We start from the raw sequence: 26,054 nt of genomic DNA on the forward strand, positions 1-26,054 counted from the left end.
TTGCAGCTATGAAAAGCGGTTTGCGCGGTTTACCAGTAAGCTTTCCAATGCTTTATTGTTACTTACGGCCTTTTTTCTTTATCCCTTTATAAAAAGGCTTTTTCGTTTTGCTCTTATCTTTTCGTCCTTTTTTTCCAGCAGATTCTGCGGAACGATGGGCATTTTTCTTGCCGGCTTTTTGGTTACTATTACTTTGACGCTCCCGCTTGTCGTTATTCCGTCGACGTTTGCGGTTTACTTGCGGTCGTTGCATCGGTTCAACTTCCTCAGCAGATACCAGCTCAAAATCAATGTCCTGGGTTACCGGATCGGCTTTGACGACTTTTACTCTGACCTTTTGACCAATTTTAAACGTCAGCCCCGTGCGTTCCCCCACCAAAACCAGCTGGGTTTCCATATAATGGAAATAGTCTTGTTTCAAAGTATTGATATGAATCAGACCTTCGATTGTATTAGGAAGTTCTATGAAAAGTCCAAATTTCACCACAGAGCTGATGATGCCATCAAACTCTTCTCCGACGTGTTCGGCCATATATTCGGCTTTTTTCATGGCATCGACTTCACGTTCACAATCCACGGCCCGCCGTTCCATCTGAGACGAATGCAGCGCAATCTCTGGCAATTTTTCAGCCCATTTCTCCTGATTTTCACTACGGATATCTTCTGAATAAGAGCGGATTAGACGATGCACGATCAAATCAGGGTAACGGCGAATCGGTGAAGTAAAGTGAGTATAGTAATCCGCAGCCAAGCCGTAATGTCCCAGGTTTTCCTCGGAATACTTCGCTTGTTGCATAGAGCGCAGTAACATGGTATTTACCACGAAGGACTCTGGTTTTTCGGCGACGTCGGCCACCACTTTTTGCAGATCTTTTGGAGTGATGCTGCCTTTAGTGGCTCTCACTACTAACCCCAATGTTGCCGCAAAATCAAAGAAGCGTCGCAACTTGTCTTCTTTTGGTTCTTCGTGAATCCGGTAGATAAATGGCAAGTGGCGTCGATTGAAATGCTCCGCGACGGTTTCATTGGCAGCCAGCATGAAGGACTCAATTAAGCGCTCTCCTACCCCACGCTCTCGCAACAGAATATCTTGGGGATTGCCATTTTCATCCACCAACACTTTAGCTTCTCGATCTTCAAAAGAAACAGCACCACGGCGGATTCGTTTGTTTTCTAAAATACGGTGCAGCTCTGCCATCTCCTGAAACATAGGTACCAAAACGTGGTAGCGAGTCATCGTCTCTTCATCGGCTGTTTCAAGTATTTGATTGACAGCAGTATAGGTCATGCGCTCAGTCGTTTGAATAATACTGGAAAAGATTTCGTGTGCCACCACATCCCCATTTTCATTAATTTCCATTTCACAGCTCATAGTGAGTCGCGGCACGCGGGGGTTCAAGGAACAAATGCCATTAGACAAGCGCTGTGGAATCATTGGAATTACCCGGTCAGTCAAATAGACACTCGTCCCTCGTTCAAAAGCTTCTCCATCCAAAGGGCTGTCCTCCGTAACGTAATAAGAAACGTCAGCTATATGCACCCCTAAAAAGTAATGGCCATTTTCCAATTTACGAACGGTCACCGCATCATCCAGATCTTTGGCATCTTCTCCATCGATTGTTACAATCAGTTGCTCCCGCAAATCCCGTCGCTCTGGAAACGCCTCGGGATCAATGCTGTCAGGAACGCTATCCGCCTGTTTCAACACCGCTTCCGGAAAAGCTGTCGGAATCCCATGAGCAGCAATAATCGACAAAATATCCATTCCCGGATCATTTTTGTGTCCCAATACGGATTTGACGATTCCTTCCAGACTAGTGGCATAGCCTTGTTCCGGATAATGGGTGATTTCCACCAACACGATGGCGCCATCCACCGGTCGGATGCCTTCAGCGGCTACCATTACTTTTAATTCCGCCTGCTTTTTGTCTTTAGGTTTCACAACACCATATAAATCGGTTTCCGCGATTTCTTCTTCGGAAAACAAAGTGAACTCTCCTACCAACTGCGTGATGGCCCGTTTACGAACTTCTACCACTTTGCCTTCGGGTCCCTTGTCGCCAAAGGGATCCGCAGCGGCTGTGATATCCACAGCAACAGTATCACCATCCATGGCATAGCCGGTTGCCCCTTTGGGAATATAGATATCCTCTTCTTCCGTGTCATAATCGACAAAGCCAAAGCCCCGCTCATTTCCCCGAAAGACGCCTTCAATTAAAACTTGCGGTTCAGGCAGCTTGATTTTTCCTTTTTTGGTAAAGACTAGACTGCCTTCTCGTTCCATGGCTGCGATGGTCTGCACTAGCGCTTTGTAATCCGCACTTTTTTGTAATTTCAGACCGGCTGCAATCTCTTCGGCGGAAAAACTCTTTTTCTCCTGGCCGCCGATATACCGCCGAATCTGTTCTTTCAAATTTTCTTTCACTATTTTTCCTCATTCCAAGGTAGATTTTCAATAAAGTTCAAGACGGTCGCTTCAAATTGTTTATGGACCGGATCAACGGTGATCACATGCCCACTTTCGGCAAACCAGTGAAGACTGACATCTGTTTGCGGCAATGCTTGCAGCGTTTGATAAACCGTCGTTGCCGCGATCATCTCGTCTTTGCCTCCTTGTGCCAGATAGATTGGCACCTGTAGAAGCGAGAGTCGTTTTGCAACCTGCTCTCCTAGAGCTTCGATTGCTTGCAGCTGTCCGCCAACCAATTCGCTAATCTGTCCCAACTTCTCTGCTTGTAGCACAGGGTCAAGACCGACTGTTTGATAGACTTGTTCGGCATAACGGAAAAAGTTTTCCGGTACTTGATTTTCAGTTTTGAACAGTGGTGAGCAAAAAAGGCCCCCACCGATACTCTCCGGGTGCTCTTCTTCCAGCAAGTCCATCGCCAAAATGCCGCCCATAGACAAGCCGAAAATGGCTACTTCCTCACATTCTTTGCGCAACTGCAAAAATGCCTGTCGAGCATCTTGTCGCCAATCCTCAACCGAAGCCGCCAAGATATCCAATGGCTCAAACGTGCCGTGTCCAGTTAAGATAGGTGCCGACACTGTATAATCGTTTTTTTCCAAAATCCGACTGAGCATCCGTACATCATTGGAGCTCCCGGAATATGCATGTAATAGCAGAATGCCTCGCCGACTTTTTTTCACAAAAAAAGGCCGCGGTAAACTTGGTTTTCGTTGCATCTTTTCTCACCTCGCAAATCCCATTCTATCACAACGCAGCAGAAATATCGGCAAAAAGAAACGCAGGCGCATCCTACGTGGCTGTTGTGCACAAACTAAACAATACAAGTAATCTAGCTGCTGCTATTTTAAGAGCTGGGCTAGTGAAAAGCTGACTGTTTTTAGCGATTATTGAAGAAAGCCCACTGTCGCCAGTTTAATTCATCGGAAGAGGAGCTTTCCAGTATTTCTTCCTCCATTACGCAGTTGTAGACTGAACAATCAATTAGCCTTTTTAGCAAAAAAACCGTGACCTGCAGCTTTACAGGTCACGGTACAGTGTGCTTATTTTGATGACAGATAAGCCAATAAGAACAGCAAGATCATCCAGGTAGCACCCATGATCGCCGTTGCTCGTTGCATGACAGCTTCAAACCCGCGGGCCTTCTGCTTACCGAACAATTCACCAGCTCCGCCTGAAAAGGCACTGGCAGCACTGTTTTGCTTGCTTGGTTGCATCATGATGGCAATAATGATCAAAACCGACAAGATGATGACCAAAGCCAGTAGAAATTCATACATTCGGTGATAGCTCCCTTCATTGCGAAATACGTCTAATATACTTTACCATATCCCCACTTTTTTGGCTACCTGAAAACGGCTTCCAAAAAAAATTGCATTCTGTTTTCAAGGTCAGTAAACCTACGAGCTTGTACGAAAGGAAATTTTTCAAGAATAAAAAATGAAAGCCTGCTTGTCCCTCTACCTTTCATCAAAAAACCGCTGATCTCTAAAGACCAGCGGTAACAGCGAAACAATCTGTAGTCAAGACCCTCGCTGGATAAAACTCTCACTATTTGCGCAATACGTCGCCGTATTCCGCTTTTTCATTGAATTCCTTTTTCGCAAATGGACACAATGGAATAATTTTCAAATTGTCGCGACGAGCTTTTTCTACGCCTGCTTTAACTAATTTTTCAGCGTAGCTTTGGCCGCGGTATGCGGGGTCTACATAAGTGTGGTCGATGATGATCAGTTCATCACCAGCATTTGACCAAGTCATTTCACCGATTTCCGCTCCTTCGTCATTGTAGAGGGCAAAACGATTTTTTTCTTCTTTGATTTCCATAATTTACTCCTGCTTTCTGTTATTGATGGCATCAACTGAACAATCAAGTATTCCGATTGTTAGTTTTTGCGAATAAACTTCAATGCGCCGGTGGGACAGGTATTAATTACCCGTTCGTTGTCATCGGCACCACCGTTATCGGCGATGATCCAAGGGCGACGACCTACTTCAAATACAGCAGGATTGCCTCGCACGCAGTTTCCAACATGGGCACAGATGTCCTTGTTGTAATAAATGTCGATGTCTTCACCGGTATATTTCCGATACCCTTGAGCCAGCAATGATTCCTCAGTGTTCTGTGCATCACCGATTCTGCTTCCGTCCATTGTATTTCCTCCTTTTTACACTCACGTCAATCATTTATTTTCTGACTAACGCAACTGCGACATGATGAATTTTTCATGCAATAATCTGTCATTGAGCTGTGCTCTGCTATGCAGTCCCCCACAGATATCCCTTTTTAAAATAACCACTTTAATTGAAGGAACACACATGGCTTTCTCTCAATAAGAAAACGCTTGTCTCAAATCACTTACATTTTATCAGCGAAGGGAAAATGTTACAAGTATTTGTATTCATCGTCACAATGTCTGAAAAAACCGAAAGTTGCTATAATTGATTTGAGGTGAAAAGATGATCAAAAAAAGCTATCTGATCTTTCAAGGTACAATCTGGGTGGTCTTTCTTTGTTTAGACCTGCTCCCAAATAGTCCTGAAAGATTCAGTGACCCGTTGAAATACTGTGGACTGTTGTCGTGTCTCGGCTTCGTCATCTTACACAGAAAACAAGCTGATCCAATCGATTGGCATCATTTATTTTGGGGGCTGGCTCTGACTTGCGGTTGCGACTACTTCTTGTTATTTACGGATTCCGCCTTTTTTCCACTTCTGATCTTTGCCGGCGTCCATGTAATCTACAGTCATCGCAACTTTCCCCAGCTACAAAAAAAGATTGTCCTCGCATATGTTGGTGGTGCGCTGCTTTTGCTATTAGGCATACAGCAGAAATGGTCGTACAGTATCTTTTCTTCCGGGCTGTTTTATGCTGTTTTTTTGCTGACAGATGTCATTTCAACCTTTCGATCACAGCATCCCAAACGACAGCTTCTACAAGTTGCACTCCTCTTATTTTTACTTTGCGATATCACGGTAGCAGCTTTTAATTTGTTACCGGGAAGCACCCAGAGACTTGTCGGTCCGTTGATGTGGTTCTTTTATTTTCCAGCCCAAGTCCTCTTAAGCCTCAGTGCCGCTCCCCTGCAGCTTTTAACAAAAAAATCGCCGCCTGGAGATACGGCGCTCTCAGCACGAAATGTGGAGTAAAGGAGTAAAAATGTAAAAAAGGTTCGACTGCGGGCAATTAACGCCCCTCAGTCGAACCTTTTTTAGTTCAGTTACTCTTTGATTTAGCAGCTTTCGGAAAATGAGTAGAAATAAACGTAGCTACCGTTTCCCAATAGTCAGCGGGCTGCTGTGTTTTTGCCTGCATGTGTCCTGTCGTTTCAAAGATGACACAGCTTTTCTCACCAGCGGTAGCCTCCATCAAAGTCGTCGTCTCCGTTACGGGTACCAATGGATCTTGCCGATCATGAAGAAACAGTACCGGCAGATGATTGCTCCCCAACTGGCGGGTCACTGAAGCCCGGATTAAAGAATAGCCCATTTTGCGACGAGCATAACGGTTGGCTAATACCATAAACCGATTCACCGGATATTTGGTGTATTTGTGCAGCAGCCACTTGAACTCACTGTAAACAGAGGTATAAGCACTGTCGGAAATAATCAGTTTGACATTGTCCGGCAATTTTTCACCGCTCGCCATCAAAACAGCCGCTGCACCTAAAGAACAGCCATGGAGAATGATTTTTGCAGCGGGGTCCTGCTCACAAATTACTTGGATCCATTGCACCAAGTCAAGACGGTCTAACCACCCCATGCCAATGATTTTTCCCTCGCTGCGCCCGTGTCCCCGCAGATCCGGAACCAAAACGTTGTATCCTTCATGATAATAATGCATAGCAACATCAGCCATATCTTGAAATCCGGTACTGCGGTAGCCATGAACGGCGATGACCCACCGCTGCCCTTCCTGCAAAAAGGCGGCACCGGTCAGCCGCAGACGATCCGGTGTTTCAATCTGCCAAGTGTTTTCCTGCAGCCAAAAATCAGCTCGCTCCTGCTGCTTGGAGTCGGTCACATCTTCCCAACCGGGATTCAACAGGCGGGCGCCGTCTTTCATAAACCAATCATTCTCTCGTTCCACGGCTGCATTCACAAAGAACTTCGCCCAACGGTTCAAGTAAATCAATCCTGAAGCAAGGAGCGCCAACAGCACTATCAGAACCAAAATTATCCATTTTATCATTAAATTCATCCTTACCCATTACTTTTGATGCTTTGATTACGATTCATTCCTTCAAGGCAAAATTTGCCAGCGATAACAGGCTAACCAAAAGTCCTCAATCGTCCGATAAAATCAGCTCTCTTAAAACTCTCGGGACTCGCCTCTGTCTTGCCCAAGAAAACTCACTTTTTAGTTTAACACGGTTTACAGCCGTTACCAAAAAATTGTCACAACCTTTACGCGGGCTTAATTTTCGGCAATCCCGTATAATCAAACTCGTAAAGGACGACAAGGTACCGCTCTTGCGTCCTTTGACTGACAAATCTCACACATCAAAGAAATGAGGGAGCAAAATGAATTATCGTCTGACGTCACAATCCGTTTTTCCATTAGTAGAAATTACATTGAGGAAAGGCGAACAGATTCAGTTAGAATCCGGAGCAATGGTTTATCACAACGGTCAAATTGATCTTGAAGGACACATGAATGCCAACGGAAAGAAAGGAATCGGCGGTGCTTTGCGTGCGCTGGGTCGTTCAGTTACCAGCGGAGAGAGCTTTTTCATCACCACCGCTACCGGCAAAGCTGACAATGCTGTGATCGCCATCGCACCCTCGACACCCGGCACAATCCGAGAACTAGCCATTGGAGCTACTCAATGGCGCTTGAATACTGGGGCCTATTTGAGTTCTGACAGCGGCGTTCATTACAACATGGTTCGGCAGAATATCGGTGGCGCCCTCTTTGGTGGCACTGGCGGCTTATTCGTGATGGAAACAGCCGGTAGCGGAACGATGCTGGTGACCGGCTATGGAGATATCGTGGAAGTCACACTGGATGGCAGCCATCCTTTTGTCGTAGATAACCATCATGTTGTCGCTTGGAGTGACAGTTTGAATTACCAAATCGAAGTGGCCTCTGGAGTCTTTGGCTTCAAAACCGGCGAAGGACTAGTCAATACCTTTACCGGCAGCGGGACAATTCTGATTCAAAGCCGCAATATCGAAGCCCTAGCAGGTTTGATCAGTCCTTATATCAGCACCAGCAGCAATAACTGACAACTAGCCGCCTGCTTCTCAAAAAAACGTCAGAAAGCGTTTTACTATCTATTTGTAAGCTTATGTTTTGTACTTTTTTCAAAGTGGGAATACAATAATAAAGTAAGTTATCAAACAACTATCAGAAAGAAGTGGACAGTATGTCAACAATCAATGCAGGCGTGGCAATGGTCAAAGTCATGAAGGCTTGGGGAATTGACCACATTTATGGCATTCCTGGAGGTTCCTTCAACTCCACCATGGACGCATTATACAAAGAACAAGATGAAATCAAATACATTCAAGTACGGCATGAAGAAGCAGGTTCGTTGGCAGCTGCGGCTGATGCAAAATTAACCGGCAAAGTGGGTGCTGTCTTTGGTTCAGCTGGTCCCGGTGCGAGCCATTTAATCAATGGTCTTTACGATGCCCAAATGGACCACGTTCCAGTATTGGCATTACTTGGTCAAGTAGCCAGCACAGCTATGAACTACAATTCTTTCCAAGAATTGAATGAAAATCCAATGTTCGCCGATGTCAGTGTCTATAACCGAACAGTTATGACACCAGAAAGTTTGCCCCATGTCGTAGACGAAGCAATCAAAGCCGCTTACCAATACAACGGTGTGGCTGTAGTTACAATTCCGGTTGATTTCGGCTATGCAGAAATCGAAGACAACTACTTGCCAACTGCCTATACCCGTCAAACAAGTTTGCCACAGCTAGACGAAGCACAATTGGAAAAAGCACTGCCTCTCATTGAAGAAGCCAAACAACCGGTGCTTTACATTGGTCAAGGGTTACGAGGACATTTTGATGCGATTAAAGCCTTTTCTGAACACTTCAGCATGCCGATCATCAATGCGGTTTTAGCTAAAGGCATCGTTCCAGACCGTTACGAAAACTATCTCGGTTCAGCTGCCCGGGTCGCAACCAAACCTGCCAACGAAGCTGCCGCTGCTGCCGATTTGGTGGTTTATGTTGGTACAGATATGCCCTTTACCCAATTCTTCGTTAACCCGGCAGCGAAATTTATTCAAATTGACATCGATGCTTCCAAATTTGGCCGTCGCCACAAAGCTGACGTTGCTATCTTAGCAGACGGTGCCCAAGCTTTGGACCGCTTAGTAGAGCTGGGAGCTTCCCGTCCAGCTGATGAATGGTTGAAAGCAAATCAAGAAAATATCAAAAACTGGCATGCATGGCGCCACAGCTTCGACAACTTCGACGATGGTAAATTGTTGCGTCCTGAACCAGTCTATGCGGAAGTTAACCGAATCGCCAAAGACGATGCGATTTTCGTTGTAGACGTCGGTAACGTCACTACTCATTCCGTACGTCATCTGGATATGAACGGCAAGCAAGCCTTCACGACATCCGGATGGTTTGCAACGATGGGTTACGGGGTACCTGGTGGGATTGCTGCCAAACTCAGCTACCCAAATCGCCAAGTATTCACCTTCTCTGGTGACGGTGGTTATGCCATGAACATGCCCGACATCATCACCCAAGTCAAATACAAATTACCAATCATCAATGTTGTGTTGACAAATGATACGTTAGGCTTTATTCAAGCAGAGCAAGAAACGACTAACACCGCGCTGTTTGGTGTTGATTTGGCAGATGCTGACTTTGGTAAAGCTTCTGAAGCACTGGGAGCTAAAGGATTCACTGTAACCAGTTACGACCAGTTGCGGCCAGCCTTTGATGCTGCTGCTAAAGCAGAAGGTCCAGTCGTGATCGAAGTTAAAATCAAAAACGAAGATCCACTACCTGTAGAAGCTTTGCAATTGGATTCTTCCAAGTTCTCAGACGAACAAATCAAAGCCTTCTCTGATAAGTTCCACGTTCATGATATGCCTACATTGAATGAACTTTTAAGTAAATAAGATGATAGATAAAAAACCTCCGACGAGAATTTTTCGTCGGAGGTTTTTTATTCTGCTATTTATCTTACCTCGTCAATAAGCGATTAATCCTTTACCGAGATTGTTTGAATCCAACCCTCTGGTGCGGAACTATCGCCAAACTGGATGCCCGTCAGTTCCTCATATAGTTTACGAGTCACCGGACCGACTGCGGTTTCCGAATAGAACACATGGAAATCATCACCATATTGAATACCACCAATCGGACTGATAACCGCTGCAGTTCCGCAAGCACCCGCCTCTACAAAACGATCCAACTCAGCAATTGGGCAGTCCCCTTCTGCCACTGCCAATCCCAAACGATGCTCGGCTAAGTACAATAGCGAATACTTCGTGATGCTTGGCAGGATAGAGGGGGATTTAGGAGTTACAAATGTTCCGTCAGCCGTAATTCCAAAGAAATTGGCAGAACCTACTTCTTCGATTTTAGTATGGGTTTCCGGATCCAAATAAATGCAGTCGGAAAAATTCCTTTCATGAGCCAATTCTCCCGGCAGCAAGCTCGCAGCATAGTTTCCTCCCACTTTAGCGGCTCCGGTTCCTTGTGGTGCGGCTCGATCGTAATCAGACACGATAAAGTTCGTCGGTGCCAGTCCTCCTTTGAAATAAGCCCCTACAGGCATACAGAAAACTAAAAAAATATACTCATTAGCAGGATGGACGCCGATATTTTCACCCACACCAATCAAAATCGGTCGAATGTATAACGTAGCTCCCGTCCCATAAGGCGGAACATACTCTTCATTGGCCTTGACTGTTTCCTTAACACCTTTCAAAAACAAGTCTTCTGGAACCATCGGCATCAACAGCCGTCGTGCACTCCGATTCATTCGCTGGCTATTCTGATCCGGGCGGAAAAGATTGATTGCGCCATCTTTGCGGCGATAAGCTTTCAATCCTTCAAAACATTGCTGCCCATAATGTATTGCTGGCGAACCTTCATGTATATGCAGGATATTGTCCTCAATCAGTTCCCCATCATCCCAGGCGCCGTTTTTCCAATGAGCAATAAAACGAAATGGGGTTTTGATGTAGGAAAATCCTAGCTCATCCCACTTAATATCAACCATCCTGATCCCTCCGATCTATTTTTTCTATGGTACTACAATTTTTTGCTGCTGTCATGAAAATGTTGTAAAAATTTTCAGATTATTGCAAGCAGCTATTTTCTTCCATTTGCAGGAAGCTTATTTCATGCTGTCGGAGGGCAATAACTTAAAAAGGCCCCTACCTGACAAGATTGTCAAATAGGAGCCTTCATTCAGCGCGAATCTTTCCTTACGAATCACTGCGAAACAACAAGTTTCTCAGCGAGAGTAACATAAATTTCGCAGATTATTTGTTTTTCAAGTTGTAGAATGCGTTAACGCCTTTGTATTCAGCAACTTCGCCCAATTGGTCTTCGATACGCAACAATTGGTTGTATTTAGCAATCCGGTCAGTACGTGACAGAGAACCTGTTTTGATTTGACCAGCGTTTGTTGCAACAGCGATGTCAGAGATTGTAGAATCTTCTGTTTCGCCTGAACGGTGAGAAACAACTGCAGTGTAGCCAGCTTCTTTCGCCATTTCGATAGCGTTGAAAGTTTCAGTCAAAGTACCGATTTGGTTCACTTTGATCAAGATTGAGTTACCAATCCCTTTTTCGATACCTTCAGCCAATTTTTCAGTGTTGGTTACGAACAAGTCATCACCAACCAATTGGATTTTGTCGCCCAAACGGTCAGTCAACAATTTCCAACCATCCCAGTCGTTTTCATCCATACCGTCTTCGATAGTGATGATGAATGGGTATTTTTCAACCAATTCAGCCAAGTATTCAACTTGTTCAGCAGAAGTGCGTTTTGCTCCGCCTTCGCCTTCGAATTTAGCGTAGTTGTAAACGCCGTCTTCGTAGAATTCAGAAGCTGCACAGTCAAAGCCAAGACGTACATCGTCGCCAACTTTGTAGCCTGCTTTTTCAATTGCTTTAACGATTGTTTCAACAGCATCTTCAGTTCCGTCAAAACGAGGTGCAAAACCACCTTCGTCACCAACAGAAGTTTCCAAGCCGCGTTCTGCCAAGATAGATTTCAAAGCGTGGAATACTTCGGCACCCATCCGCAAACCTTCTTTGAAAGTAGGTGCGCCGACTGGCAAGATCATGAATTCTTGGAAAGCGATTGGTGCATCAGAGTGAGAACCACCGTTGATGATGTTCATCATTGGAGTAGGCAAAACTTTAGTGTTGAAGCCGCCCAAGTAGTGATACAAAGGAACTTCCAAGTAGTCAGCAGCTGCACGCGCAACAGCGATTGATACGCCCAAGATAGCGTTGGCGCCCAATTTGCCTTTGTTAGCAGTGCCGTCCAAAGCGATCATCGCTTTGTCGATAGCCATTTGATCGCGGACATCGTAACCGATGATAGCTTCAGCCAAGATGTTGTTTACATTGTCAACAGCTTTTTGAACGCCTTTGCCGCCGTAACGGGATTTGTCGCCGTCACGCAATTCAACTGCTTCATGTTCCCCAGTAGAGGCACCAGAAGGAACCATACCGCGGCCGAATGCACCTGATTCAGTGTAAACTTCTACTTCGATTGTTGGATTACCACGTGAATCCAGGACTTCGCGTGCATAAACATCAGTAATAATTGACATGTTTTGTCTCTCTCCTTTGAGTTTGTTTTTCTAAAAGGCCGAAGCCTCTATGAACAATTTTATTGAACTTATGGAATTTCTGCAAATCAAAACTCGCAATTCTCATAAGAAATTCAGATTATTTTACAGCTTTCAACAAAGCTAAGAATGAATCTGCTTCCAAACTAGCGCCGCCGACCAATGCGCCGTCAACGTTTTCTTTCGCCATATATTCAGCGATATTTTCTGGTTTGACAGAACCGCCGTATTGGATCCGAACGCTTTCAGAAACTTCATTGTCATACAATTTTTCAACTGTTTTACGAACCACACCACAGATTTCATCTGCAATATTAGCATCCGCAGATTTACCAGTGCCAATAGCCCAAATTGGTTCGTAAGCGATAACCATGTTGGAGACTTGACCAGGAGTCAAATCTTTCAAGCCAGCAGTGATTTGTGTTTCAATCCATTCCGCTGTTTTGCCTGCTTCATAAGTTTCCAATGATTCGCCACAGCACAAGATTGGTGTCATGCCGTTTGCAAAGATTACTTTCGCTTTTTTGTTGATTTCTTCGTCTGTTTCATGGAAGTATTCACGACGTTCGGAATGGCCGATGATGACGTATTCGATTCCCATGTCAGCCAAAGCTGCTGGAGAAGTTTCACCAGTGAAGGCACCGGCATTTTCCCAGTAGCAGTTTTGAGCTGCTAATTGTACTTCTGAGCCTTTGGTTTTGCAGCGCAGTGGTGCCAAGAACAATGCCGGAGAACCGATGACTGAATCCACAACATCTTTTGAAGGGATTGCATCTTTAACAGCCAAAGCAAATTCTTTGGCTTCGGACAATGTTTTGTTCATTTTCCAGTTGCCTGCGATGATTGGTTTACGCATTTGAGTTATCTCCTTTAAAATTCGCTTGCAGTACTCGGTTGAGTACGACAGAAAACACGGGAACCGGTCCAACCGAGGAAAGCCTCGGAAGAACCTTTTTCCGTTTCGAAATTATTTATCGTTAATTGCAGCCAGGCCAGGAAGTGTTTTACCTTCCAAGAGTTCCAAAGAAGCACCGCCACCAGTAGAAATGTGTGTAAATTTATCAGCAAAGCCCAATTGTTCAGCTGCTGCTGCAGAATCGCCACCACCGATAATTGTAGTTGCACCTTCCAAGTTGGCAATTGCTTCACATACACCGATTGTACCGTTCGCAAAATTAGACATTTCAAACACACCCATAGGTCCGTTCCAAACGACAGTCTTTGCACCAGCCAAAGTTTCAGCAAACAAAGCGATAGACGCAGGACCGATGTCCAATGCCATTACGTCGCCTTCGATTTCCCCTTCGATAGTTTCTACAGGGACATCGTTTGAGAATTCTGCTGCACAAACATTGTCGATTGGCAATACTAATTTGTCGCCGGCTTCAGCGATTAATTCTTTTGCCAATTCGATTTTGTCAGCTTCAACCAATGATTTACCGATTTTCATGCCTTTTGCAGCGTAGAAAGTATAAGTCATACCGCCACCGATCAAGATCTTGTCCGCTTTTGGAATCAAGTTTTTGATTACGCCGATTTTGTCAGATACTTTTGCGCCACCCAAGATAGCAATCATTGGACGTTTTGGATCTTCAACTGCTTCACCGATGAACTTGATTTCTTTTTCCATCAAGAAACCGGCAACAGTTGGGATACCTGTAGAAGCAATACCTACGTTTGAAGCGTGGGCCCGGTGTGCAGTCCCGAAGGCATCATTAACAAAAACATCCCCAAGAGATGCCCAGTATTTGCCCAATTCAGAATCGTTTTTACTTTCTTTTTTACCGTCGATATCTTCGAAGCGAGTGTTTTCAAATACCAAAACGTCGCCGTCTTTCATGTCAGCAATTGCAGCTTCCAATTTTTCGCCACGCGTTTCAGGCACGAAAGTAACTTCTTTGCCTAACAATTCACCCAAACGTTTAGCAACTGGCGCCAAAGATTTGCCAGCTTTATCTTCTTCAGTTTTCACACGGCCAAGGTGAGAAAACAGAATAGCTTTTCCGCCGTGATCAATTACATATTTGATAGTTGGCAGGGCTGCTTTGATACGAGTATCGTCGCCAATCACGCCATCTTTCAAAGGCACGTTGAAGTCGACACGGACCAAGACTTTTTTATCTTTTAAATCAAGATCTTCGATAGTTTTTTTAGCCATGTTGGTTCATTCCTCCAGTACATTGATTTCATTGCAAACGAGCTGTTCAGTAACAGATCGGAAGAAAAAAAGCGGGGAAGCGACGCGCTTCCCCGCTTCAAGTTCAAACTATGAACGCGTTATTGTAAGAAATCTTACAAGTTAGCGAAGTATTCCAAAGTACGAACCAATTGAGCAGTGTAAGACATTTCATTGTCGTACCAAGCAACTGTTTTAACCAATTGTTTGTCGCCAATTGTCATTACTTTTGTTTGAGTTTCGTCAAACAATGAACCGAAAGTCATGCCTACGATATCAGAAGAAACGATTGGGTCAGCAGTGTAACCGTAAGATTCGTTTGAAGCTTCTTTCATTGCTGCATTGATTTCGTCAGCTGTAACTGGTTTTTCCAAAACAGTTACTAATTCAGTCAATGAACCAGTTGGAACTGGTACACGTTGCGCAGCACCATCCAATTTGCCGTTCAGTTCAGGGATAACCAAACCGATTGCTTTAGCAGCACCAGTTGTGTTAGGAACGATGTTAGCAGCAGCTGCACGGGCACGACGGAAGTCACCTTTAGGATGTGGAGCATCCAAAGTGTTTTGGTCGCCTGTGTAAGCGTGGATAGTTGTCATCAAGCCTTCAACGATACCGAATTTGTCTTGCAAAGTTTTAGCCATAGGAGCCAAGCAGTTAGTAGTACATGAAGCACCAGAAATAACTGTTTCTTCGCCAGTCAAAGTTTCGTGGTTAACGTTGTAAACGATTGTTGGTACATCGTTACCACCAGGAGCAGAGATAACCACGCGTTTAGCGCCGGCTTTCAAGTGCAATTCAGCTTTTTCTTTAGAAGTGAAGAAACCTGTACATTCCAAAACGATATCTACGCCAAGTTCGCCCCAAGGCAGTTCTTCAGGGTTGCGGTTAGCCAAGACTTTAACTTCTTTGCCGTTTACGTTGAATGAACCTTCGTGAACTTCAACAGTACCGTTGAAACGACCTTGAGTTGTGTCGTATTTCAACAAGTGAGCCAACATTTTAGCATCTGTCAAGTCGTTGATTGCTACTACTTCGATTCCATCTACATCTTGGATACGACGGAATGCCAAGCGTCCGATACGTCCGAAACCATTAATACCTACTTTAACTGTCATTTGAGATTTCCTCCTTATGAAAATCAAAAAAGTTATTTATTTTAAAGGGTCGCCCCTTTTAAAATCTCGTTTGCAGCGGCTTCATCTGTGATGAGCCACGTTTGCTTCGGTGCATTTTTCATATAGGCACCGATTGCTTTTGCCTTGCTTTTGCCACCGGCGATTGCGACGATGATGGGAACTTTCTTCAGTTCTGCCAACTCGATGCCAATCCGGGGGACTTTATGAACCACTTCTCCTTGTTCATTGAAGAAATAGCCAAATGACTCGGCAACGGCGTTTTGCTGTTTGAGCATCACGATCTCGTCTTCGGTCATCTTACGGCGTGCAGCCATGTGAACAGCGCGTCCAATACTGTGAATTACACAATTTGCGTGACTGATCAAATCCAAAACTTCTTGGATGGAAGGCTCAGTCAACAAGGAGCGATAGGTGGCAGCACTCAATTGTTCTGGGACATACAAAGCTCGGTAGTCTCCATTCGTTCGCATTGCCATAACAGAAGCAACGGAATTGGCCTGTACCGTCACTGCTTCGCCGATTCCTCCGCGGGCAGGTACAAACAGGTTGTGGCGTTTTTCGCTTTCCAAATTGGTCAAGCGTTCTGCCGCAGCGGCCATCGTTGAACCGCCCATTACCGCTATTATATTATTACCTTCCGGAAGCAATAAGTCCAATGATTCGTTTAAACAGTCACCGAACTCTGCGACGATTTTTTGCTGTCGATCACTGTCACCAACTGAAACTAAGCAACGCTGGATTCCAAAATGATCGGCTAGCTTTTTTTCAATCTGGTGCATCCCGAAGAGCTGATCCATGATTTTTCCGAGGCTGTTATAGACGTCTTCGCCTTTTTCAGTCAAGGTCATGCCGCTTTTATCAGCATTGATCAATTGCAGTTTTTTCAATGTGTCGGTCTCAGAACGTAAGACACGTTCTGTCAATTCCAAACTTTCCGCCAGATTGCGTCGGCCAATGGGCTGCATCCAATAGATATTCCGCAGAATTTTGAAACGTTCCTGCAGCACAGCCAGGATATCCGGTGCGACTGTTTCGATCAATTTTAATTCATCCAGCACACGGCACCCCTCCGAGGGACTATTTTCGTCCAGCATAGACCTAAAGTGACCCATCTGGTCTAAAAAAAATGAAACACGCTGAAAAATCAACGACCTCACATGTATGATAGTACCATTTCTGAGCAGTTCATGCAACCGAAACAACCTATCTTTCCAACAGCTTTTCATAGATTTTTTTACGATAACAAAAAAACACAGCAGTCTCCTTTGCTGTGTTTTTATTAATCCTGCCTTTAGTCAAACCGTTTTCTTTTGGATGAACTGGGGATTTTCAGTGCTTCGCGATATTTTGCAACCGTCCGTCGAGAAAGCTCAAATGATTCGGCTTTCAATAATTCGACCAGCTTTTGATCAGAGAGTGGTTTTCCTTTATCTTCGTCATTAATCAGCTCTCGCAGTCGTTTTTTGATGGTATTGGCTGAGATGTCTTCACCGTCTTCGTTTTGACCGCCCACTTTTTGACTGAAGAAGCTTTTGAGTTCGAAGACACCGAACTTCGTTTCCATATATTTTCCATTAACTGCGCGACTTACTGTGGATTCATGTACTTCCAGTTCATCAGCGATTACTTTCATGGTCAGTGGTTTCAGCGGCCGATGTTCCTGCATAAAGAAGTCTCGCTGATGTTCAACAATTGCCCCGGCGGCTCGTAGGATTGTATCTCCCCGCTGTTGAATCGTCTTTTGCAGCCATTGGAAATCCTGCTTCTTTTCTTCTAAATACTTGATTACTTCAGGGTCCTTGCTTTTGGTCATCTGATCAAAATACGTTTGTTGGAATTTAACTTCCGGCATGCCGCGGCGATTGGAAGAAACAAGAATCTCTTCTCCTGTTACTTTTACCAGCACGTCTGGAATAATGTATAAGCCATCTGTCGAACCAAAACTCGCACCAGGGGTAGGCGTCAGAGTTTGAATAAAGTCAAATACCCGCTGAATGTCAGAAACCGGCACCGCCAACGCTTTAGCGATTTCTGGCCATTTGCGATCCACCAGCTCTTGAAAATGCTCTTCCAATACTAAATAAGCAATCTCCGGCGCCGCATCATCTCGTTCTGTCTGTAACATCAAGCACTCTTGCAAATCTCGAGCCCCGACTCCCGGTGGATCCAACTGTTGAATCAGCGTCAGTGCATCCAGCATCTGAACGGCATTTGCCCCTGTTTGATCACAGGCCTCATCTAACGTGGTGGTCAAAAATCCGTTGAGATCGATATACTCTACCAGATAAAGTACCAGTGTTCGTAAATAAGTATCGCGATAGTTCAAATGAATTTGATCAATCAGATGCTCAAACAGTGAAATACGGGTATCCGGGATTTGATTAAGGTAATTGATTTCGGTCCCACTGTTTGACATTGGCTTTGAATAATTCAATGTATAGTTAGGCTCAATCACTTCAATGAGCGGATTCTCCATGGCTTCACTGTCTACAAATTCAGACAGTTCTTCCACTGAGTATTGCAGTACTTGGATGGATTGCTGCAATTTCTGCGTCAGAGCAAGCTTTTGCTTTTGTGATTGCGCTTGCGAAAAATTTTGTTGAAATTTCATGAAATTTCCTCTTGTCTTTTTATGGATTATTCGTTACACTACTTATTGTTCGGCGCTCTTAGTGTAGTGGATATCACGTAAGATTCCGGTTCTTGAGACAGGGGTTCGATTCCCTTAGAGCGCGTCATTAGCAACATAGTTGATTATACTGGAATTTTTCCGGATAATCAAAACCAGAGTGCACCGCTTCCTAATTGGAGGCGGTGTTTTTTACTCTAGCTGTCTATGAACCAACGAACTTCTGAATTTAACAAGCCAATCATCTTGTTGGAAACTACTATCAAATGGATTACGACGATGCTCATTGCAGGCTAGCTGCTCTCAGCCGCTTGGCATAATTTCTTTTGGAATTGGTTTCATTGATAACCCCACGCTTGGATTTCTTCTAAAAATAAATTCTTTTTCGCGGATAGTCCAAATGGTTGCGACAATTCCTGTGTCAAAGTCTCTAGAAAGAACATCGCCATACATATAAATAGAAGTGAATGACACTGGCTTGCCTTAATGAAATCAAGATTAGTCAGCGTTTCAAATTTTGAACAATGAAAAACCAAGTCCCCTCCACTATTTTTTAATGGAAGTGACTTGGCTTTTATTGTAACTCACGTTTGATAGTGTTCGCTTCGTAAGAGATTGTTTAGACTATTGTCACTGTTCCTCATTAAGATCAGTGTTTTTCTTCGTCTTCATCCTCATCATCGAAGTCGTCATCTACGTCGTCATCATCAATAATGGAAAGATCTTCTTCGATACCACCAGGGACTTCTTCTTCATCATCTGATGGTTCATCTGCGCCGATTTCCTGCAGATCAGAATCGTATTCAGCGATTTCTTCATCATCGTCGTCATCGTCGTCATACAATTCTTTATCGTCTTCATCTTCCGTCAGATCGGTGTCTTCCGGATCATCGTCGTTATAATCGATTGCATCATCGTCATCATTGATAAACGCATTGACACGTTTGCGCTTGCGTTTTTTAGGTGTAGTTTCTTCGTCCTCATCTTCCAAGCCGGAGTTCAGCTCTTCATCGATGGAGTCAATTGCATACCAAGAACGCAATCCCCAGCGGTTTTCTCCCAATGAGATGAAACTGCCGTCGATGTTCAAGTCAGTATAAAACTGAGCCAGAGAATCGCGAATCTCGCTGTCGGATTTGCCAAGATAATTTTGGATTTGGTTGACCAAATCAGAAAAATCCATTACATCGCCTGTTTGTTCCAAAATTGCATGGGCAACTTCGATCATGGACAGCTCATTCTTGTTGAGCCCTTCAAATACTTTAATTTCCAAATTAGGACACGTCCTTTCACAGTCTACCCTTTATCATACAAAAACCAACCGCAAAAATCAATTTTAATTTTCAGACTGTCGGCAAACTTATCTTTCCCTTAGACGAGTAACTCCCGACATGGGCAGGCAAATCTTCATCCACCGAAAAATTCTTTGGAAAAAATCAAGCCGTAAAGTCCAAATCAATCTGATAATTTCCTACCAGTTCATCTGCCATAAACAAATCGTATTCAACAAAAATCTTACCAGATGTCGGTCGATCTTTTAGGCTAACCCGCAAATTCCGAGTGTAAGTGCCAAATAACATCTCGCCATAAGGAGTTCGATAACTGGTCTTCACCGTTTCCCGATAGACGAATTTCAATTTCAAGCGCATCTCACCTGAGCGGGTCAGCTGAACGGCACCGTCTGGCATAATTTTAATTGTGACCGGCACTTCAACACCGTCTGGTTGCAGCTCCTGGTAGCGAATGTACAAGGTATCGCCAATATTGACGATTTGACCGCTAATATCGAAATAAAAATCCTGGGTTTCCCCGTGTTGCGTGACTTTGGTGGCCAATTTGATAGACACCGGCAGTCCGTTTTTGATTGCCATAATTGATACTTCCCTTCTTGAATCTTCCCGCACTGTCCCGGCTACTCTGATTTGGGAGGTGCCAGTGCAGAGCTTTTTCTTTGAGGCGGATTTTTGTGACAGCTTCTCTGCCCATGATCGCCGCAAGTCACTTGTCTGCTCCGCCGTTTTTTCTTTATTGTTAACGGATTTTTACTTTTTGTCAATCAATCGCTTTTTCTCAGGACATATAGGTTATTTATTTATGGCTTTTCGTTTATAATATTGGTGTAAATCTTCAATTAAAGGAGTTTTTTTATGGGTACCCCCCTGATTTTAGATCAAACGCTTTACCCGCCAGATCAAAATTTGCTGCCTTTTGCAATCACGGACGTGCTGACGGAATATATCGGCAATCACGAGGAACCCCTGCTGCACTTCTGGCAATTGGAACACACGATGATCTTAGGCATGAAAGATACCCGGGTGCCTCATTTAAACGCTGGGATAGCTTCCCTGCAACAAGCCGGAATGGACGTAGTTGTCCGAAATTCTGGGGGGCTGGGCGTAATTGCCGATGCTGGTGTACTCAATATTTCTTTGATTCTCCCTTTGAAAGACACCCCCTTAACCACTGCTGCAGCCTATGAAAAAATGCTGGCCTTGACCCAACGAGCCTTTCCGGAACTGAGTCTCACTACCGGTGAAGTTACAACTTCTTATTGTCCAGGTGAATTTGATCTCAGCGTCAACGGTCGCAAAATCGCCGGCATTGCCCAACGACGGATCAAACAAGGTGTGGCGGTAATGATGTATCTGAGTGTCAACGGTGATCAACAGCAACGGGGGCAAATCGTTGAAGACTTCTATCATCAAGGCCTGCAACAAGCATTTGGAACCGATGGCTATCCGCCAGTAGACCCAGACAGTATGACAACGGTGGCCGACTGTCTGGCATCTCCTATCAGTATCAAAGAAGCGACCCAACGCTTTTGTACTGCCTTTCATCCAGCTGCTCAAATCATAAACAGCAGTCAATGGCTGCTGGCAAATGGCGACCTTGAGCTGTACCAACAGCGGATCAACAGCATGATCCAACGCAATCAGTTAATAAAGGAGTTGACAGAAAGTGATCTGTTATAAAGAGCAAATGCTCCCCATTGAAAAAGTATTTCGTGATCCCGTCCACAATTATATCCATGTTCAGCATCAGGTGATTCTTGATTTGATCAACGCCAAAGAATTCCAACGATTGCGCCGAGTCAAGCAATTAGGGACTTCTTCTTTTACCTTTCATGGTGCCGAGCATACCCGCTTTGCCCACTCGTTAGGAGTTTATGAGATTGCCAGAAGAATCTGTGATATTTTCGTCCGCAATTATTCGGTTGAAAAAATCGGTCCTGGCGGTTGGGATGATAGTGAGCGTCTCGTTACGCTGTGTGCTGCCTTGCTTCATGATTTAGGACATGGGCCCTTTTCTCACACCTTTGAGCATATTTTCCACACAGATCATGAGGCTGTCACTGTTGAAATTATCACTTCACCGGAAACAGAAATTTTTCAGATTCTCAATCGAGTCGAAGCCGGCTTCCCAGAAAAAGTTGCTAGTGTTATCACTCATGAATATCCCAATCCGCAAGTAGTTCAGATGATTTCAAGTCAGATTGATGCTGACCGTATGGATTACCTGTTGCGAGATGCGTATTTTACCGGTACCGAATACGGAACCTTTGATTTGACTCGTATTTTGCGAGTGATTCGGCCGTATGAAGGGGGAATCGCATTTTCATACAGTGGGATGCACGCAGTAGAGGATTACATCGTTAGTCGCTACCAAATGTATGTCCAAGTCTATTTCCACAAAGTCTCCCGGGGGATGGAAGTTATGCTGGAACATTTACTGGATCGCGCACACGAGCTTTATCAGGATTCTCCGGAAATCTTTGCAATGCATTCCCAGCTTTTAATCCCTTTTCTAAAAGAAGAGTTCACCTTGGCTGATTACTTGAAGTTGGACGACGGTGTTTTGACCACTTATTTCATCCAGTGGGCTGATGAAGCAGATCCACTTTTGAGTGATTTAGCGAAACGTTGGCTGAATCGCAAGCCATTGAAATCTGCTGCTTTTGATGAAGAAACACAGCTGCCTTTGATTGCTGAATTGAAACATCTTGTTGAAACAGTCGGCTTTGACCCGCAGTATTACACGGCTATCAATTCCAGCTATGATCTGCCCTATGACTTTTACCGACCGAAATCTGGCGTTCATCGTACCCAGATTGAACTGCAGCAAAACGATGGCACCTTGATAGAGTTGTCAAAAGTCAGCCAGCTGGTGGCCGCTATCGCTGGTCAGAAAACCATTGATCACCGTTTTTATTTTCCAAAAGAAATGGTTGACCGTAAAGCTTCCGCCAACTATGATTTATTTAGCGATACGTATCAGGAATTTGCCGCCCATATCCATAACGGCGCCCTGATCTGATACTCGAAGGATTTAAAACGAGGAATCGCCTAAGCGGTCCCTCGTTTTTTCAGCTTTCAGTATCCTAAAAAAGCAAGAACACCCCGCCCGGCTGAGCAGTTTTACTTTTTTATTGCCTAATAGTATGAAAAGCCGTTACCCCTCACGCTAAATAAAATGCAGCTGGCTACTGGCTTCAAATTGCACAGCGCCACGGGTGTTCAATACTGCAAAAGGAGAATTACACTATGTCAATCCGCATGATTGCCATTGATATCGATGGCACCCTGGTCAATTCAGAGCGAAAAATCACCGAAAAGGTTAAACAAACACTGATGACTGCCCGAGAAAAAGGCGTCAAGATTGTGCTTTGCACCGGTCGTCCTTTTCCAGGCGTCGAACCGGAACTAGCTGAGCTAGGGCTAGTGACCGCTCAAGATTATGTCATCACTTACAACGGCTCGCTGGTTCAAAATGTCGGCACAAAAGACACGATTTTCTCTGCCGGGCTGACCAACGACGACTTTTTAGAGATCAATTACATGGCACAAAAACTAGGCGTCCATCTACACACGTCTTCGACAGATGCCATCTACACTGCTAATCGCGACATCAGTCCTTACACTGTCTATGAGTCCTTTCTGGTGCATATGCCCATCAAATACCGTAGTGCAGACGAAATGATGGCCGATCCAGTAGCAATCATCAAAATGATGATGATTGACGAACCAGAAATATTAGATGCGGCAATTACGCAACTGCCAGCTGAGTTTAGAGAACGCTACACCGTCGTAAAAAGTGCGCCTTTTTATCTGGAGATCCTGCATCAAGGGGCCAGTAAAGGTGTCGCCTTGTCACACTTGGCCAATCATCTTGGCTTAAAAGCAGATGAAGTAATGGCGATTGGGGACAACGAAAACGATCTGACTATGATCGATTACGCTGGAATTGGTGTCGCCATGGCAAATGCCATCGATGAAGTCAAAGAGGCAGCCGACGTCACCACTGCTTCCAACGATGAAGACGGCGTGGCTTTAATCGTTGAACAGTACGTTCTTTAAGGCTTGCTTTGATAAATAGTCCATTTTGAAGACAAAAAATCGTTACATGCGCGCCTAAAAGAAGTCGGTTATCATAAACCAGCACCACCCTCTTTTTTGCGACTCTCATCTTTTTACAATCCTCATTAGTAGAGCAACTGACGAGCGCTGTTTTGCACAAGTGGACAGCAAGTCCGCTCTTTCACAAAAAGAATTGTGGCAATCGTCTAGTTAACCTCATACGAAGCGAGTACTACCAAGCGTGAGTTACAGTAAAAGCCAGGTGCCTTCCGTAAAAACAGTGGAAGGAACCTGGCTTTTAGTTTTTAAAAATTTCAAACATAGAATAATCTTAGACGTATGGTAGTGTGCCTTTTTCTGAGTCTGACACAGGGATCGTCACCGTCTCTTTATTACATTACCCACTATTTTACCGGTATGATACTCGTTCAACTGTGACGTGTCAGCAGCCATTGTTCTACTGCCCAGCGATGGCTGCCGCGTTTTAACAGCATCAGAGCTTTTTCAGGCGCATGCCACTCGATAACATTGGTTTTCTCGGTGGGTTCTGCAACCTGGCTAAAAGAGGTGACTTCATAAAAATAGCCCGGATGATAAAAATAAGTGTCCCGGTGGCGGGAATAAAAATACTCCACCGCTTCTCCCAGGTATTCACCGATAACCACTTCAAAACCAACTTCTTCCAGCATTTCCCGCCGGATGGCCATCTCGTGATCCTCGCCTGCTTCAATCTCGCCTCCTGGTAAAAAATACGCCCCATTCGGCGCCTGCACCAAAACAATTTCCCCAGTAGCCCGCGGAATCACTACATAAGCGCCATAACGGGCCTGATAATTTTTATCTGTTACTTTCTCACCAAATACCGGTCTTTCCATCCACAAACTCCCCATTTCCCCATTTTCTGATAATTTTACCGAATCCTGCGCCGATGTACAAGCAAAGAGCTGATTTCTTATCACTGCTTTGTTGCTGTGTTAAGATGGTAATGACAGGCCAGACCTGTTATTTTCAAACTATCGGCAGTCTCGCTGCCTCAAAAAGAAAGGAAGATCCTTCTATGAAAATGGCACACACCTGCGTTCGGGTCAAAGATCTGGAGACCTCACTAAATTTTTATCAATCCGCATTTGATTTTGTGGAAACCTCTCGTCGCGACTTTCCCGAAAACAAATTTACGCTGGTTTATCTGACATTACCAAATGACAACTACGAGTTGGAACTGACCTACAATTACGATCATGAAGCTTATGATCTTGGCAATGGGTACGGTCATATCGCCATTGCTGTCAGTGACCTGGAAGCTCTTCATGAAAAACATCAAACAGCTGGTTTTGAAATTACTGAACTCAAAGGTTTGCCGGGAACTGCCCCTTCTTACTATTTCATCGTCGATCCCGACGGTTATAAAATCGAAATCATCCGTGAAAAATAAGTGCCGCAAATCTTTGCGGTAACGAGAAACGAGGAATTTTCATGAAGCCAATCATCGGCATTGCCGGCAATGAAACCGTTATGGTGGATTCCGACAGTCATTGGATCAGTTACACCCCTAAAAATTTTGTCACTGGCGTAAAGCGCGCCGGTGGGATTCCGTTAATCCTGCCTATCGGTGATCTAGCTGACGTTCCCCGCTATATCGCAAGTATCGACAAGTTGCTGCTTGCCGGTGGTCAGGATATTGATCCCAAGCATTATGGGCAGCTGCCGGATCAAACCCTCGGTGGCACAAATCCGCAGCGGGACGCTTTTGAACTAGCCTTGGTCAAAGAAGCTGTCACGCAGCAAAAGCCCATCTTTGGTGTTTGTCGCGGAATGCAGCTATTGAATGTTGCCTTTGGTGGAACACTTTATCAAGACCTTTCTTTGCGCCCGGAAAAAGCCCTGAAACACGTCCAAGTACCGACACCTTTTCATCAACCAACGCATCCAGTGACGATTGCTAAAGACAGCCTCTTAGCTGCCGTCTTACCAACAGATCAAGACTATCAAGTCAATTCGTTTCACCATCAGACGATTGCTGCGGTAGCACCAAGGCTTGCTGTTATTGCCACCGCTCCTGATGGGGTTGTTGAAGGGTTGGAGCATAAAGAACAACGAATTTTAGGAATCCAATGGCATCCGGAGCTGACCTGTGGACAGATTGAAACAGAGCAGCAGATTTTTGAATTTTTCGTTCAACAACTATAATCTCTTTAAGATACTGTCCTCTGGATAAGTATTCCCGGTACTGAAGAAGTACCAACTATTTTCTATATTGGGAAGCTCAATAAACCGACTGCTGGGGCTGTGACATAAGTAATTTCCAAGGGCTAAACAGCGGCTGTTTAGCCACAATTAATAAAAAGTATACGGGTGAGGAAAATTTGTGATCCTCTTGATGTCTTCATCCGAAGAGAGAACATGACCATACGTGTAAAGAGAAGTGAATGAGGCTGACTTTTCTTGATGAAGTCAAGGAAAGTCTATGTCTGAAATTTTGGTTCTACAATATTTAG

The 26,054-nt window shown here is 44.6% G+C and carries 24 protein-coding genes and 1 tRNA gene; 9 read left to right on the forward strand and 16 right to left on the reverse strand.

Features of this window, described 5'->3' with window-relative positions; translation table 11 throughout:
• Positions 1–58: 58 nt before the first annotated feature.
• The 5 genes from rnr to BAU14_RS11200 all read right to left on the reverse strand — a co-directional run bounded on the left by rnr (position 59) and on the right by BAU14_RS11200 (position 4,620).
• Positions 59–2,428: a ribonuclease R gene (gene rnr, locus BAU14_RS11180; RefSeq protein WP_202622219.1), complete on the reverse strand. Its 2,370-nt coding sequence runs from the start codon at positions 2,426–2,428 to the stop codon at positions 59–61.
• A complete protein-coding gene (locus tag BAU14_RS11185; RefSeq protein WP_161900188.1) occupies positions 2,425–3,186 on the reverse strand; it encodes an alpha/beta hydrolase in 762 nt (253 codons plus the stop codon). The genes rnr and BAU14_RS11185 overlap by 4 nt, the downstream gene beginning before the upstream one ends.
• Positions 3,187–3,510: 324 nt before the next feature.
• Positions 3,511–3,747, reverse strand: coding sequence for a preprotein translocase subunit SecG (gene secG / locus BAU14_RS11190; RefSeq protein ID WP_161900189.1), 237 nt, complete (start codon positions 3,745–3,747; stop codon positions 3,511–3,513).
• A 271-nt stretch (positions 3,748–4,018) separates the two neighbouring features.
• A complete protein-coding gene (locus BAU14_RS11195) occupies positions 4,019–4,294 on the reverse strand; it encodes a GNAT family N-acetyltransferase (RefSeq protein ID WP_161900190.1) in 276 nt (91 codons plus the stop codon).
• Between the two features lie 59 nt (positions 4,295–4,353).
• Entirely contained in the window at positions 4,354–4,620 is a 267-nt protein-coding gene (locus BAU14_RS11200) for a (4Fe-4S)-binding protein (RefSeq protein WP_161900191.1), read from the reverse strand.
• A 307-nt stretch (positions 4,621–4,927) separates the two neighbouring features.
• Between BAU14_RS11200 and BAU14_RS11205 the strand changes: the two genes are divergently transcribed.
• Positions 4,928–5,617, forward strand: coding sequence for a hypothetical protein (locus BAU14_RS11205; RefSeq protein WP_161900192.1), 690 nt, complete (start codon positions 4,928–4,930; stop codon positions 5,615–5,617).
• A 67-nt stretch (positions 5,618–5,684) separates the two neighbouring features.
• On the opposite strand, the gene BAU14_RS11210 is transcribed toward BAU14_RS11205, so the two are convergent.
• Positions 5,685–6,659, reverse strand: a complete 975-nt coding sequence (locus BAU14_RS11210) for an alpha/beta hydrolase (RefSeq protein ID WP_202622215.1) — start codon at positions 6,657–6,659, stop codon at positions 5,685–5,687.
• Positions 6,660–6,991: 332 nt separating this feature from the next.
• On the opposite strand from BAU14_RS11210, the gene BAU14_RS11215 reads away from it, so the two are divergent.
• A complete protein-coding gene (locus BAU14_RS11215; protein ID WP_161900193.1) occupies positions 6,992–7,696 on the forward strand; it encodes a TIGR00266 family protein in 705 nt (234 codons plus the stop codon).
• Between the two features lie 140 nt (positions 7,697–7,836).
• Complete coding sequence (gene spxB, locus BAU14_RS11220; RefSeq protein ID WP_161900194.1) at positions 7,837–9,564, forward strand: pyruvate oxidase; 1,728 nt, start codon at positions 7,837–7,839, stop codon at positions 9,562–9,564.
• Between the two features lie 83 nt (positions 9,565–9,647).
• Here the strand turns inward: spxB and BAU14_RS11225 are convergent, their stop codons facing one another.
• From BAU14_RS11225 to rpoN, 7 genes are all read right to left on the reverse strand, one after another.
• Positions 9,648–10,673 (reverse strand): branched-chain amino acid aminotransferase, encoded by a 1,026-nt coding sequence (locus tag BAU14_RS11225; protein WP_161900195.1) that lies wholly within the window; start codon positions 10,671–10,673, stop codon positions 9,648–9,650.
• Positions 10,674–10,938: 265 nt separating this feature from the next.
• Positions 10,939–12,243, reverse strand: coding sequence for a phosphopyruvate hydratase (eno, locus tag BAU14_RS11230; protein ID WP_161900196.1), 1,305 nt, complete (start codon positions 12,241–12,243; stop codon positions 10,939–10,941).
• A 118-nt stretch (positions 12,244–12,361) separates the two neighbouring features.
• Positions 12,362–13,117 carry a triose-phosphate isomerase gene (gene tpiA / locus BAU14_RS11235; protein ID WP_161900197.1) on the reverse strand — a complete coding sequence of 252 codons (756 nt, stop codon included), beginning with the start codon at positions 13,115–13,117 and terminating at the stop codon, positions 12,362–12,364.
• 111 nt (positions 13,118–13,228) lie between these two features.
• Positions 13,229–14,419: a phosphoglycerate kinase gene (locus BAU14_RS11240; protein WP_161900198.1), complete on the reverse strand. Its 1,191-nt coding sequence runs from the start codon at positions 14,417–14,419 to the stop codon at positions 13,229–13,231.
• 134 nt (positions 14,420–14,553) lie between these two features.
• Positions 14,554–15,555, reverse strand: a complete 1,002-nt coding sequence (gene gap, locus BAU14_RS11245) for a type I glyceraldehyde-3-phosphate dehydrogenase (protein WP_161900199.1) — start codon at positions 15,553–15,555, stop codon at positions 14,554–14,556.
• Between the two features lie 41 nt (positions 15,556–15,596).
• A complete protein-coding gene (locus BAU14_RS11250) occupies positions 15,597–16,688 on the reverse strand; it encodes a sugar-binding transcriptional regulator (protein WP_202622216.1) in 1,092 nt (363 codons plus the stop codon).
• A 179-nt stretch (positions 16,689–16,867) separates the two neighbouring features.
• Complete coding sequence (gene rpoN, locus BAU14_RS11255; protein WP_161900201.1) at positions 16,868–18,187, reverse strand: RNA polymerase factor sigma-54; 1,320 nt, start codon at positions 18,185–18,187, stop codon at positions 16,868–16,870.
• Between the two features lie 52 nt (positions 18,188–18,239).
• Between rpoN and BAU14_RS11260 the strand changes: the two genes are divergently transcribed.
• Positions 18,240–18,311 (forward strand) — tRNA-Arg (locus BAU14_RS11260).
• 543 nt (positions 18,312–18,854) lie between these two features.
• On the opposite strand, the gene rpoE is transcribed toward BAU14_RS11260, so the two are convergent.
• The gene (gene rpoE, locus BAU14_RS11265) at positions 18,855–19,478 is read right to left on the reverse strand and encodes a DNA-directed RNA polymerase subunit delta (RefSeq protein WP_161900202.1); all 624 of its coding nucleotides are present in this window, start codon (positions 19,476–19,478) and stop codon (positions 18,855–18,857) included.
• A gap of 163 nt (positions 19,479–19,641) precedes the next feature.
• Positions 19,642–20,076, reverse strand: coding sequence for a DUF1934 domain-containing protein (locus BAU14_RS11270; RefSeq protein WP_161900203.1), 435 nt, complete (start codon positions 20,074–20,076; stop codon positions 19,642–19,644).
• A 276-nt stretch (positions 20,077–20,352) separates the two neighbouring features.
• Between BAU14_RS11270 and BAU14_RS11275 the strand changes: the two genes are divergently transcribed.
• The 3 genes from BAU14_RS11275 to yidA all read left to right on the forward strand — a co-directional run bounded on the left by BAU14_RS11275 (position 20,353) and on the right by yidA (position 23,559).
• Positions 20,353–21,177 (forward strand): lipoate--protein ligase family protein, encoded by an 825-nt coding sequence (locus tag BAU14_RS11275; protein WP_161900204.1) that lies wholly within the window; start codon positions 20,353–20,355, stop codon positions 21,175–21,177.
• A 7-nt stretch (positions 21,178–21,184) separates the two neighbouring features.
• Complete coding sequence (locus tag BAU14_RS11280; protein ID WP_161900223.1) at positions 21,185–22,519, forward strand: HD domain-containing protein; 1,335 nt, start codon at positions 21,185–21,187, stop codon at positions 22,517–22,519.
• A 227-nt stretch (positions 22,520–22,746) separates the two neighbouring features.
• The gene (yidA, locus tag BAU14_RS11285) at positions 22,747–23,559 is read left to right on the forward strand and encodes a sugar-phosphatase (protein ID WP_161900205.1); all 813 of its coding nucleotides are present in this window, start codon (positions 22,747–22,749) and stop codon (positions 23,557–23,559) included.
• A gap of 428 nt (positions 23,560–23,987) precedes the next feature.
• On the opposite strand, the gene BAU14_RS11290 is transcribed toward yidA, so the two are convergent.
• Positions 23,988–24,434, reverse strand: a complete 447-nt coding sequence (locus tag BAU14_RS11290) for an NUDIX hydrolase (protein ID WP_161900206.1) — start codon at positions 24,432–24,434, stop codon at positions 23,988–23,990.
• Positions 24,435–24,616: 182 nt separating this feature from the next.
• Between BAU14_RS11290 and BAU14_RS11295 the strand changes: the two genes are divergently transcribed.
• Entirely contained in the window at positions 24,617–24,991 is a 375-nt protein-coding gene (locus BAU14_RS11295) for a VOC family protein (RefSeq protein ID WP_161900207.1), read from the forward strand.
• 41 nt (positions 24,992–25,032) lie between these two features.
• Positions 25,033–25,746 (forward strand): gamma-glutamyl-gamma-aminobutyrate hydrolase family protein, encoded by a 714-nt coding sequence (locus BAU14_RS11300; RefSeq protein ID WP_161900208.1) that lies wholly within the window; start codon positions 25,033–25,035, stop codon positions 25,744–25,746.
• Positions 25,747–26,054: the final 308 nt, after the last annotated feature.

The sequence above is a fragment of the Candidatus Enterococcus leclercqii genome (genome assembly GCF_009933135.1).
Lineage (GTDB): Bacteria > Bacillota > Bacilli > Lactobacillales > Enterococcaceae > Enterococcus_C > Enterococcus_C leclercqii.